The organism is Marinifilum flexuosum (assembly GCF_003610555.1).
Classification (GTDB): Bacteria; Bacteroidota; Bacteroidia; order Bacteroidales; family Marinifilaceae; genus Marinifilum; species Marinifilum flexuosum.
The window spans coordinates 48,113-60,692 of record NZ_RAPQ01000011.1; the positions used below are offsets into that span (position 1 = coordinate 48,113).

The following is a 12,580-nucleotide window of genomic DNA, read 5'->3' on the forward strand; positions in this document are numbered from 1 at the left end:
TATATCGCTTATATTTTTACAAACAAATCTTGATAAAAGAAATGGCTGTTTGGAAAACTGCCATACTTGCTGGTTTACGTTTTTTAGTTGTTTTTTTATTGTTGTTTTTATTAATAGGTCCAAGGATTAAGTACCAAAAGAGAATTAAAAATAAACCAGTTTTAATTGTTGCTCAGGATAATTCAATGTCCTTGAAATTAGGACAGGACTCATCTTATTATTTAAATCAATACCCTTCTGATCTGAACGAATTGATAAATTCCTTACAAGATGATTATGATGTAAAAACTTTAAGTTTTGGTGAAAAGGTTTCAGCCTTATCAAAATTGGATTTTAATGAACCTTTAAGCGATTTTTCTTCCCTATTTCAGTTTGTAAAAGACAATTATGGAAGTTTGGAAAATGTTCGAATGCTTTTGGCTAGTGATGGATTATACAATTCAGGTGCAAATCCTCGTTATTTGAGCTCTGATATTGGTATGCCAATTCATACTATTCAGCTAGGAGATACATTGGAAATTAATGATGTGTCGATTTTTTCGTTAAAATCGAATCAAATTGGTTTTACAAACACCAAATTGCCAGTAAAAATAGGAATTAAGGCCTTAAATTTTAACAATAAAAAACTCCTTGTAGAGATAAGAAATAAGGCTAAACTCTTATTACAAGAGGAAATAAATGTTGCGGGAGAGAGCTTTCATCTTGAAAAAAATTATTTGTTAGATGCTGAGCAAAAAGGCTTGCAAAGATATAATGTAAAAGTTAGTTCCGCTTTCGAAGAATATACTCTAAAGAATAATTCTGCCGACTTTGTTGTCGATATTTTAGATTCCAAAAGAAAAATTGTAATCGCTTTCGATCAATATCATCCAGACATTGCAGCCATTAAATCAGCAATATTGGAAAATTCTAATTTCGACTATGAATTGGTTAATTTAAATCAAAAGCAATTAAGTTTTGAAGAAACCAATTTGATTGTATTGTACCAAATACCATCCAAAAGAAAGAATTATAAGGATTTGTTCAAGAAAATTGAATTGGCTAAAATTCCAGCTTTAATTGTTGTGGGAGCAAGTTCAGATTTAAATGTATTGAACTCTTTAAATCTTGGAGTTCGTTTAAATAGCGAAAATGAGTATTATCAGGATGCTGTTTATTTGGAGAATCAGAATTTTTCTTTGTTTAATCTGCAATCGAAAGAAAAAAATGTATTTGAGAAATTACCACCGATTCGAACTCCTTTTGGAGATATTAATTTGAACAGTGAATTTCAAACATTAGCTTACCAGAAAATAAAAGGAGTAGATACACAATATCCATTAATTGCATTTGGCTCTGTTCAAGATCGAAAAATGGGTTGGATATTTGGAGAAGGGATGTGGCGTTGGAAATTGAGTGAATTTCAATTGTTTAATTCAAATACACATTTTAATGATATTGTCAATAGGACCATACAGTATTTGGCTTTAAAAGAGAAGAAGGATCAGTTGATTATTAGGCATGATAATGACTTTGCAGAAGGAAAACAAGTGAAAATTCAAGCCGAATTGTATAATGATAGTTATGAGTTAATAAACAAATTAGACCTTCAATTTGTATTAACTAATGAAGATGGAAAGACATATAATTATCAGTTTTCAAGAAATGAAAATGACTATGATTTAACAATCAGTAGTTTAAAAAATGGAAGATATAATTATAAAGTTCAGACAGTTGGATTGGATGAGAATCTGGTACGTTCCGGTGAATTTATAGTTCGTTCCAATATTATTGAATCGAAACGATTGCAAGCGGAAACTATAACATTAAAACAAATTTCAGGAAGTACGAATGGAACCTACTTTCGTAGTTTTGATTCCAAGAAGATAAAAACTCACTTTCTGAATGATATAGATATAAAACCAACAATTTCTTATGAATCTAATTATGGTAATGCAGTAAGTTTAATATATTTATTAAGTTTTATTATCATATTAATGATTTTGGAATGGTTTTTGAGAAAATACTGGCTAGGAAATTAATTCTAACCACAAGAAATTTCACACTAATGACAAAACAAATATCTTTTACAAAGCGTAATTTTCGAAAATTTCTTTTATTAGGTGTTTTACCCATTATTTTTGCTGGTTGCCAAACCATGGCATTATATGATTTTGAAGGGCTAAAGGCACCCAAAGTAATTATTCCACCTGATGTTAAGACCATTGGATTTGTTGATCGAAATTTGAGTTTTGATTTGGATACTTTATCGAAATACTATAAAGTAAATAATATGAGTGTAAAAGATAGTGTCGATTATTCTGAAATTCGTGCTATTAATTGTCATTTAGGTTTAAATGAAAATCTCTCTGCATATTTTGAATTGGACAGTGTTTCATATACACGATTACCAGAAAATCATGTTGTAGGGGATAGACATTATGATCCCATGTCTTGGGATAGAGTTGATAGTATTTGTGAGTCTAACGGTTCAGATATTTTAATATGCCTGGAAGACCTTCAAATATCTAATGAATATGAAATCATAGAAGGCGAAGAAAACTGGGGAATAACAGATGTAAAGTATTTTGCTGTCTGGAGAATTTATGACCCATTGTCCCAAAAATTTCATGATGTAAGAATGATTGCGGATAGTTTATTTACAGAAACTAGTTCTTACTCCTACACAAAATTGATAGAGGAGAAAATGCCTAAACGTACAGAGATAAATGCCGAAGTAGCGTATAATATAGGTCGAGATTATGCTGATTTAATTTCTCCAAAATGGATTTCCTTCACAAGAAAGTATTTTATTGCAGGGCATCAGGATTTTTCTTTGGCTAGTTATTATTTGAATAATGATAGTGTTGATCAGGCAATTGAAATGTGGAAAAAACATGTAGATTCAGAAGATAAGAAATTAGCAGGTAGGGCATGTTACAACATGGCATTGGCATACGAATTAAAGGAAGAATATCAAGAGGCGAGTAGTTGGGTGAGAAGAGCAATTAAAAAGTATAGAGAGATTGATAAAGAGCCAAAGGAATTTAAATATGTAAAAGAGTATTACAAAGAATTAATCGGTAGAACGCAAAATAATTATTTACTCGACAAATTCTTTGGAAAAGAGAAAACAGAATAAAAAAAGATCCCCTGGAAGTGTATAGTTTCAGGGGTTTTTTAATTTTGTTTTCTAGACTAAAAACAAGAACATGACAGCAGCTACAATTTTATATATCATACTTTTTATCTTAAGTTTTGATTTTATTCTTGAAAGAGTATTAGATATTTTAAATCTAAAAAAATGGACCCCAACGCTTCCTAAGATTTTAGAAGGTATCTATGAGAAAGAGAAGTACCTGAAATCACAGGAGTATCAGAAAGAGAAATACAAGTTGAGCTTTATTTCATCGGTAATTAGTTTTGCAACAAGCTTTTTAATGATTGCTTTGGGGGGATTTGCCTGGGTTGATGAGCTGGTACGCGAATATACTACCAATCCAATCTGGTTAGCCTTGCTTTTCTTCGGAGTAATCATGATGGCATCGAGCATCATTAGCTTGCCATTTTCGTATTATTCAACCTTTGTGATTGAAGAAAAGTATGGTTTTAACAGAACTACACTAAAAACTTTCATCCTGGATTTGATCAAGGGAGGGATATTGGGTATGCTAATTGGTGGAGGATTACTTGCACTGTTAATTTGGATTTATCTTCAAACTACCAATAATTTCTGGTGGATGGCTTGGGCTGTTTTGGCAGTATTCATGATTTTTATGACGATGTTTTATTCCTCATTAATTGTTCCTTTATTTAATAAACAGACCCCATTAGAGGATGGTGAATTGAAAGATGAGATTCAAAAGTTTGCCCACAAGACAGGCTTTAAGCTTGATAATGTATTTGTGATGGATGGCTCAAAAAGATCATCGAAAGGAAATGCCTATTTCAGTGGCCTAGGAGCAAAGAAACGAATTGTACTATTTGATACTTTAATTAGTGAATTATCAACCAAGGAGATTGTTGCGGTTTTAGCGCATGAAATTGGACATTACAAGAAAAAACATACCCGAAGTGGAATCATTTTGTCATTGCTTCAAACCGGATTGATGTTTTACATCTTTTCTCTATTTATTGGCAATGAAAACTTATCGTCAGCTCTTGGAGCTGAACAACATGGTTTCCATTTGGGTTTAATTGCTTTCGGTATTTTATATTCTCCAATTTCCACTGTTTTAGGATTAGGGATGAATCTACTTTCAAGAGCTAACGAATATCAGGCAGATGAGTATGCAAAACAAAATTACGATGGACAATCATTGGGGGATGCTTTAATAAAGCTTTCGGTAAGTACATTAAGTAATCTTACACCACATAAGGCATATGTGTTTTTCTATTATTCGCATCCAACTTTACTGCAAAGATTGAAATCAATAAATTTTACAAAGAACAAAGACTAATTATAAAAAGGAATGCAAGCAGAAATTATCACCATTGGGGATGAGATATTGATTGGGCAAGTTGTAGATACAAATTCTGCCTGGATGGCGAAAGAGCTAAATAAATATGGAATCGGCGTATCCAAGATCACAAGTATATCAGACGAGGCAGATGACATTGTAAAAACAATTGAAGCTGCAATGAAGAGATCACCTCTTGTATTAATGACTGGAGGTTTAGGTCCAACAAATGACGATATCACAAAGAAGACTTTGAGTGATTATTTTGGAATGAAGCTCATTCAGGATGATGAATTGTATCAAAAGATTCAGGATCGACTTGCTAAGTATGGAATTCCAATGAATCGTTTCAATAGAGAACAAGCCTTGATACCTGATAGAGCGAGAATCATTCCTAATGATTTTGGTTCTGCACCATGCATGTGGTTCGAGAAAGATAAGCGTATCCTGGTATCGATGCCTGGCGTGCCATTCGAAATGAAAGGAATCATGCAAAATGGATTGATTCCAGCAATAACAGATTATTTTATAACTTCCGAAATTGTTCACAAAACCATTATGACGGATGGAATAGGTGAGTCGGTTTTGGCACAAATGTTAAGTGATTGGGAGGAAAATTTACCTCAGGGTATGAAGTTGGCTTATTTGCCTTCGCCTGGAAAAGTAAGACTTAGATTAAGCATTACAGGTGATAGTAAACCTGAACTTGAAAAAATGGTTGATGCGGAAGTTCAAAAATTGAAAAAGATATTACCAGATAATATTTTTGCTTACGACGAAATTGCTATTGAGGAACGTATAGCTGAACTTTTATTGGAAAAAGGGAAAACTTTAGGAACCGCCGAGAGTTGTACTGGTGGATATATTGCTCATTTAATTACATCTCACGCTGGCAGTTCAGCTTATTTTAAAGGGAGTGTAGTTTCTTATTCCAATGAAATAAAAGAAAATGTTTTAGGTGTAAATTCCAAAGATTTGGAGGAATTTGGTGCGGTAAGTCAAGAGATAGTTGAGCAAATGGTTACAGGGGCCAGGAAAGTTTTGAATACTGATTATGCGGTAGCAACTTCTGGCATTGCAGGCCCTGATGGAGGAACTGATGAAAAACCAGTGGGAACTGTTTGGATTGCACTTGCAGGAGATTTTGGTGTGCGATCGGAGAAGCTTGAACTTTATAAAGTGAGAGAAAGAAATATAAAGGTTTCAGCTTTTAAAGTATTGAATTTACTTCGAAAGGAACTGGAGAAATAAAATGATATTGGATATTATTGGAAGGCTTGCTTTATGGCAAGCCTTTTTTTGTGCTAGAAAGTGGAATTCAATTTGATATTTACATTCAGATTTCAATAGAATAGATAATGTTATATAAAGTATTTGTTGGTTTTTCTTTTTTAATGTGCTAAATTTCAGTAACTAATCTTGTTTTGTGTTTTAACATATAGATTTAAATAACAGTCAATCATATCTAGATGTTTGGATATATAGATGGAAGTATATACATTTGAATCAAAATCAATAAACAATCAATAAACATGCGAAACATTACCTATCTATTGACTTTTGTTCTGGTGATGACAAATGCCCCAATGGTATTTTCTCAGCAATCGGAACTTAAATTGAGTTTAAAAGATGCTTTGCAAAAAGCCGAAGAAAATAACAGGCAAATAAATAAAGCGAAAGAGAAAGGGAAGGCTGCAAAGGCAGAATATCGTCAGACCAATTCGGTTTTTCTTCCCAATTTAAATTTATCTCATACGGCAATAACAACAAATGATCCGTTGGCAGCATTTGGCTTTAAGCTGAAGCAGGAAATTACAACGCAAGCTGATTTTAATCCTGTTTTGTTGAATGATCCGGATCGAATCGAGAACTACAATACCAAAATTGAAGTTCAGCAACCCATAATTAATATTGATGGTTTGTATGGTAGGAAAGCAGCCAATGCGAAAATGCAGGCTGTAGATTATACTACGGAGCGAACCATAAACTTTACAAAGTTTGAAGTTAAGAAGGCGTACTACCAATTAGAACTGGCACATGAAGCAGTTAATGTGATTGGAAAATCTTTGGAAACAGCAAAATCTGCTTTACAATTAACCAAAGACAATCTGGAGCAAGGATATGTAAAGGAGGCTGATTTGTTATCTGCAAAAGTTCGTGTACTTGAATTAAAAAATCAGCTGGCGGATGCTAAAAATGCCCAAATGCAGGCAGGTGAATTATTAGCTTATATATTAGGATTGGACATTCGAACTGAAATTGTGACCACCGAGAAATTAGATCAAAAGCCTTCTCTTTTGCAAGCTATAAACAAGGATCAGGATGAAGGAATACGTTCCGATATAATGGCTTACAAAAAAAGTTTAGAAGCTCGCGAGAATATGCTGAAATCAGAAAAAATGAGATTCCTTCCGCGATTGAATGCCTTTGGAGCTTATGAATGGAATGATTCTCAGCTGCTGGGAACATCAGCCAATAATTACCTGATTGGAGCAAGTTTATCCTGGGATATTTTTAAGGGCTATAAAAATGTTGGTAAAGTGCAGAAAGCAAGGGCAGAGTTAAAGATTGCAGAATTGGATCTTGCCGACTATCAATCCAAATCGAGTATGGAGATACAAGCTGCCAAAAGAAACTTAAAAGTTGCCTTCGATAGAATTGAAATGAGCAAATTGGCAAAGGATCAGGCCGAAGAAGCATATAGAATCAGAACCAACAGGTACAAGCAGGGAATGGAAAAAACAACTGATGTATTGCAGTCTGAATCGATGGCAATGATGAAAAATTTGGATTATATCAACTCATTATATCAATATCATGTAGCAGTTTCCCACTTGGAATTATTGCTCGAGAAAGAATTACAATAAGCAAAACAAATCTCAAAAAAATAATAAAGATGAACTCTAAGACAATATTATTGATTGCAATAACTGCCACACTAGCTTGGGGATTCCAATCGTGCGGTAGTGAATCAAATGTAAAGGAAAATCAGAAAGTGGATATTACCGTAAGTGTACAAACTGTTAAAATGACAAATCAACCTGAACTTTTGAATTTTTCGGGAAAGATTGAAGCTGAGACTCATTCTAACTTAAGTACACGTATTATGGGGCAAATTGCCAGGATATTTGTAGAACCTGGACAAAAAGTAAGCAAAGGTCAGTTGTTGGTTCAGATTAAGGATCAGGACATACAGGCCAAAAAGGCACAGGTGAAAGCCAATATGATTAAGGCCGAAGCAGCTTTTGAAAATGCCCAAAAGGATTACAAAAGATTTAAAGTGCTGTTCGAGCAAAAAAGTGCTTCGCAAAAAGAAATGGATGATGTGACGACACATTACAATATGGCCAAAGCCGAATTGGAAGCCGTGAAGCAAATGGAAGCTGAAGTTAACGAAATGCTAAGTTATTCAGCAATTAAAGCACCTTATGATGGAATTATTGCCAGAAAATATATGAACGAAGGAGATTTGGCTTCTCCGGGGATGCCATTGGTGGCTATTGAAAAGCCGGGAGAGTATAAGGTGATGGCAAGAATTCCTGAAACTGAGATTGCAAAAATTCAAAAGAATGATCCTGTAAAAGTAAAAATAGCTGCTCTGAAAGAAATCGTAAATGGTAAAATCACAGAAGTAAATCCTTCAGCACTATATACCGGGAACCAGTTTGAAGCCAAGGTTGTTTTGGAACCAGCTGATGATCAAAAAGCCAAATTATTTAGTGGCATGTATGCACAGGTTAGTCTCGAAAAAGGAGGGATGCCAGGTATTTTGATTCCAAATAATGTGTTGGTGAGAAAAGGGCAACTAACTGGTGTTTATACAGTGAGTCAAATGGGTACAGCGATGTTACGCTGGGTGCGAGTTGGCAAAACCATAGATAATATGACAGAAATATTATCAGGATTAAGCGATGGAGAAAAGTACATCGTTTCGTACCAGGGTAAAATTTGGGATGGTGCAAAAATAAGTATTAAGTAGTTCGATCATCAAAAAGTAAAATTAAGTTCTAACATCAAATGTTTAGAAAATGAAAACAGGATTTGCAGGCGGTATCGCCAACTTATTTATAAAATCAAAATTGACTCCTCTTTTAATGGTCGCTTTCATGATTATTGGAATGTATAGCGCTTACCTCACACCAAGAGAGGAAGAACCACAAATAGATGTTCCCATTGCTGATATTTTTTTAATGTATCCGGGAGCGAGCCCATCGGAAATTGAATCACGTGTAATGCAACCGCTTGAGAAAGTTGTTGCAAACATACCTGGGGTAGAATATGTTTACTCTACATCCATGCCGGGACAAGCTATGTTAATTGTTCAGTTTTATGTAGGAGAAGATGTTGAAAGATCTCTTGTTAAAATGTATAATGAGATTATGAAACACATGGATGAAATGCCGAAAGGAACTTCCATGCCATTGATCAAAACTCGTGCAATAGATGATGTTCCGGTACTTGGACTGACATTTTGGAGCGAAACTTACGATGATTTTCAGTTAAAGAGAATTGCACAGGAAGTAAACAATGAAATTGAAAAGGTAAATGAAGTATCAGAAACCAAAGTAATTGGTGGACGTTCGCGTCAAGTTCGTGTGGTTTTAAATCGCGAACAAATGGCTGGTTATAATATTGATGCATTAAGCATCTCTCAACAAATTCAGGTGTCAAATCAGCAAATTGGTTCAGGATCATTTAATAGTCACGATAAGGAATACCTTGTTGAAACGGGTAAATTCCTGGAAAATGCTGATGATGTTTCCAATTTGGTGGTAGGAGTTTACAAGGGAAGTCCAATCTATCTAAAACAGGTAGCAGAAGTAATAGATGGACCAGAAATACCATCGCAATATGTAAGTTTTGGTTATGGTAAAATTAATGATGCAAAGGTGCAGTTTAAGGGAGAATATCCCGCAATTACCATTTCGGTAGCAAAACGCCGCGGTGCTGATGCAATGAAAGTGTCTGAACAAATTCTGACAAAGATAGAATCCCTAAAAAAAGATTTGATCCCTTCTGATGTGCAGATTGATGTAACTAGGAATTATGGAGAAACTGCCTCGGATAAGGTAGCTGAGTTGTTACTACACCTTCTTGGTGCAATTGTAGCCGTAACATTTGTGGTAATGCTGGCTATGGGTTGGCGTGGAGGATTGGTTGTATTTCTTTCGGTTCCGATTACTTTTGCATTAACCATGTTTAGTTATTACTTCCTCGATTACACATTAAATCGAATTACGCTTTTTGCGTTGGTTTTTGTAACTGGGATTGTGGTTGACGATTCCATTATCATTGCAGAGAATATGCACAGGCACTTTAAAATGAAGCGTCTGCCATTTATGCAAGCTGCTTTACGTTCCATCGATGAAGTGGGAAATCCAACAATTCTGGCAACTTTTACGGTAATTGCAGCCGTTTTGCCTATGGTTTTTGTTTCAGGATTAATGGGGCCTTACATGAGTCCAATGCCAATAGGTGCATCCATTGCCATGATATTCTCATTGCTTGTGGCCCTTACCATTACCCCTTACCTTGCATATCGATTGCTTCACCATGAAGAGAAGGAAGGCAAAGAGGAAAAAGCTTTTAAGCTTGAAGATTCTTTAATCTATAAAATGTATGCTGCCACCATTCGTCCAATGTTGGAATCGCGATTGAAGCGATGGGGATTTATTAGCATTGTAAGTGTACTTCTGTTGGCTTCAACTACTTTAATCTATTTTAAAATGGTTGCAGTAAAGATGTTGCCGTTCGATAACAAGAACGAATTTCAGGTAGTGATTGACATGCCTGAAGGAACAACATTAGAACGTACAGCTGTTGTGGCTAAGGAGTTGGCAGCTTATATCGCTCAACAAGAAAATGTAGTGGATTACCAAACTTATGTTGGAACTGCTGCACCAATTAATTTTAATGGTTTGGTTCGTCATTACGATTTAAGAAAAGGATCGAATGTTGCGGATATACAGGTAAACCTTACGCATAAGCACGACAGGGAACTGCAAAGTCATGATATTGCCAAGGCCATGAGACCGGGATTACAGGAAATCGGAAAGAAATTTAATGCCAATGTAAAAGTGGTTGAAGTTCCCCCGGGACCACCTGTAATGTCAACCTTGGTAGCTGAAATTTACGGACCAGATAGTGAAGGTCAGATTAATGTGGCTAAGCAGGTAAAAGGAATATTTGGAAAGACCAATGATGTTGTTGATGTAGATTGGTTGGTTGAGGATGATCAGACCGAATTTCAGTTCAATGTGGATAAAGAAAAGGCCATGTTGGCAGGAGTTTCAACTCAACAGGTGGTTCATACTTTAAATATGGCATTGCGAGGGCATGAAGTTTCTCAATTGTACCAGGAACATGAACATGAGCAAGTAGGAATTGATTTGCGACTTCAGGAGAAGGACAGAAGTAGCTTGACTGATCTAAAGAAAGTAAATATTCTTACTCAATCGGGCCAACTGATTCCTTTGGGAGATATTGTTGACATCCAGAAAAAAATCAAAGAGAAAAGCATTTACAGGAAAAACCAAAAAAGAGTGGTTTATGTAACTGCTGATGTTGCCGGAAAATTGGAAAGTCCTGTTTATGGTATTATGGAAATATCCGATAATCTTACTGATGTTAAAGTACCGGAAGGATATGAATTAATGGAAGAGTATACACAACAACCATTTTTCGAAGACAATTACAGTTTAAAGTGGGATGGCGAATGGCAAATTACCTACGAAGTATTCCGTGATTTGGGAGCTGCTTTTGCCGTGGTATTGTTGGTGATTTACATGTTGATTATTGGCTGGTTCCAGAACTTTAAAGTCCCATTTGTAATGATGGTTTCCATACCACTTTCTCTTGTAGGGATATTGATTGGACATTGGTTGATGGGTGCATTTTTTACCGCAACTTCCATGATTGGTATGATTGCCCTGGCAGGAATTATGGTCCGTAATGCGATATTACTGATAGATTTTATCAACCTACGACTGGCCGAAGGAGTACCATTAAAGGAAGCAGTAATTGAAGCTGGTGCAGTTCGAACTACACCGATTCTACTGACAGCCGGAACTGTGGTAATTGGTGCTGTAGTGATCTTGTTTGATCCTATTTTCCAGGGACTTGCAATTTCCTTAATGGGAGGGTCAATAGCTTCAACATTCTTAACCTTAGTGATTGTACCATTGATTTATTACATGACCGAGAAGAAGAAATATCCGGAAGCAAAAGAAGAAATAGAAGTTTCCAATGAATAATCACATAAAACAGAAAATATGAAAGTTGTTATCATTTTTTGTGTGAAAGCATTTTACAAAGAGTTAAAACAGGTATACAATAAAGCAGGTATTGATGCCTACAGTGAATTTGATGTAAGAGGCTATACCAATAAACGTAGTGGGAAATGTGAGGCGCCAAATTGGTTTGCCTCAAGTAAAGATCATTACGACTCTATCGCTACTTTTTCATTTTTAAACCAGGAAAAAGGGGATGTATTAATGAAGCAGATCGAAGAGTTCAACAAGGGAATTGATTGTTGCAGCCCGATTCATGCATATATGCTTGATGTTGAAAAGTTTATTTAAATAAAATAGATATGAGAGAAAGAATCATAAGAGGAATTGCCGGTACCCTTGTACTAATAAGTATTGTTTTGGCAATTTATGTTAATATTAACTGGTTGTTTTTAACAGCATTTGTAGGTTTAAACCTCTTACAATCCTCAATCACCAAATGGTGTTTAATGGATGATATTTTGAGAAAGCTTTTTAAAGTGGATAATTAATCCGCAAGTTTTGTTTATTGATAGAGAATCCCGAAACAAATGTTTGTTTCGGGATTTTTTAAATATTCAAATGTAGATTTATTTGTACTGGTTATACTTTAGTGGGAAATATTAAAGGTAAGATTGATTTTACGGAAATTGGCTTGGTTTGATAGTGGAATTGAAGCACAAATCAAAAACTTAGTATACTAAGTCTTGAAAAGATAGTATACTAAGTTTCCAACAAGAAGCATACTAAGTCTTCGACCAGAAGCATACTAAGTTTTGGATATCAAGTATACCCTAATTTTATTTAGGCATAAAAACATGAGGAATCATATAGATTATAAGTTTTCTTAAATATTCTTGTGGAATTCTTTTT

General features: G+C 35.0%; 9 protein-coding genes. All 9 read left to right on the plus strand.

Going from position 1 to position 12,580, the window contains the following annotated elements:
* Nucleotides 1–41 precede the first annotated feature (41 nt).
* Nucleotides 42–2,021, plus strand: coding sequence for a hypothetical protein (locus BXY64_RS16450; RefSeq protein WP_147376017.1), 1,980 nt, complete (start codon nucleotides 42–44; stop codon nucleotides 2,019–2,021).
* 26 nt (nucleotides 2,022–2,047) lie between these two features.
* Nucleotides 2,048–3,121: a DUF6340 family protein gene (locus BXY64_RS16455; RefSeq protein WP_147376018.1), complete on the plus strand. Its 1,074-nt coding sequence runs from the start codon at nucleotides 2,048–2,050 to the stop codon at nucleotides 3,119–3,121.
* Between the two features lie 70 nt (nucleotides 3,122–3,191).
* A complete protein-coding gene (locus BXY64_RS16460; RefSeq protein WP_120241083.1) occupies nucleotides 3,192–4,439 on the plus strand; it encodes a M48 family metallopeptidase in 1,248 nt (415 codons plus the stop codon).
* Between the two features lie 12 nt (nucleotides 4,440–4,451).
* The gene (locus BXY64_RS16465; protein WP_120241084.1) at nucleotides 4,452–5,690 is read left to right on the plus strand and encodes a competence/damage-inducible protein A; all 1,239 of its coding nucleotides are present in this window, start codon (nucleotides 4,452–4,454) and stop codon (nucleotides 5,688–5,690) included.
* A gap of 281 nt (nucleotides 5,691–5,971) precedes the next feature.
* The gene (locus BXY64_RS16470; RefSeq protein WP_120241085.1) at nucleotides 5,972–7,306 is read left to right on the plus strand and encodes a TolC family protein; all 1,335 of its coding nucleotides are present in this window, start codon (nucleotides 5,972–5,974) and stop codon (nucleotides 7,304–7,306) included.
* Between the two features lie 29 nt (nucleotides 7,307–7,335).
* Entirely contained in the window at nucleotides 7,336–8,418 is a 1,083-nt protein-coding gene (locus BXY64_RS16475) for an efflux RND transporter periplasmic adaptor subunit (RefSeq protein WP_120241086.1), read from the plus strand.
* Between the two features lie 49 nt (nucleotides 8,419–8,467).
* Nucleotides 8,468–11,692, plus strand: a complete 3,225-nt coding sequence (locus BXY64_RS16480; RefSeq protein WP_120241087.1) for an efflux RND transporter permease subunit — start codon at nucleotides 8,468–8,470, stop codon at nucleotides 11,690–11,692.
* A gap of 18 nt (nucleotides 11,693–11,710) precedes the next feature.
* Nucleotides 11,711–12,019: a hypothetical protein gene (locus BXY64_RS16485; protein WP_120241088.1), complete on the plus strand. Its 309-nt coding sequence runs from the start codon at nucleotides 11,711–11,713 to the stop codon at nucleotides 12,017–12,019.
* A gap of 11 nt (nucleotides 12,020–12,030) precedes the next feature.
* Nucleotides 12,031–12,219 carry a YgaP family membrane protein gene (locus tag BXY64_RS16490; RefSeq protein ID WP_120241089.1) on the plus strand — a complete coding sequence of 63 codons (189 nt, stop codon included), beginning with the start codon at nucleotides 12,031–12,033 and terminating at the stop codon, nucleotides 12,217–12,219.
* The last annotated feature ends 361 nt before the right edge of the window (nucleotides 12,220–12,580 follow it).

Excerpts from the sequence above, each read along its gene's own strand:
- BXY64_RS16465 (WP_120241084.1), top strand. The coding sequence starts at position 4,452 with ATGCAAGCAGAAATTATCACCATTGGGGATGAGATATTGATTGGGCAA.
- BXY64_RS16475 (WP_120241086.1), top strand. The coding sequence starts at position 7,336 with ATGAACTCTAAGACAATATTATTGATTGCAATAACTGCCACACTAGCT.
- BXY64_RS16460 (WP_120241083.1), top strand. The coding sequence starts at position 3,192 with ATGACAGCAGCTACAATTTTATATATCATACTTTTTATCTTAAGTTTT.
- BXY64_RS16470 (WP_120241085.1), top strand. The coding sequence starts at position 5,972 with ATGCGAAACATTACCTATCTATTGACTTTTGTTCTGGTGATGACAAAT.
- BXY64_RS16480 (WP_120241087.1), top strand. The coding sequence starts at position 8,468 with ATGAAAACAGGATTTGCAGGCGGTATCGCCAACTTATTTATAAAATCA.
- BXY64_RS16455 (WP_147376018.1), top strand. The coding sequence starts at position 2,048 with ATGACAAAACAAATATCTTTTACAAAGCGTAATTTTCGAAAATTTCTT.
- BXY64_RS16450 (WP_147376017.1), top strand. The coding sequence starts at position 42 with ATGGCTGTTTGGAAAACTGCCATACTTGCTGGTTTACGTTTTTTAGTT.
- BXY64_RS16485 (WP_120241088.1), top strand. The coding sequence starts at position 11,711 with ATGAAAGTTGTTATCATTTTTTGTGTGAAAGCATTTTACAAAGAGTTA.
- BXY64_RS16490 (WP_120241089.1), top strand. The coding sequence starts at position 12,031 with ATGAGAGAAAGAATCATAAGAGGAATTGCCGGTACCCTTGTACTAATA.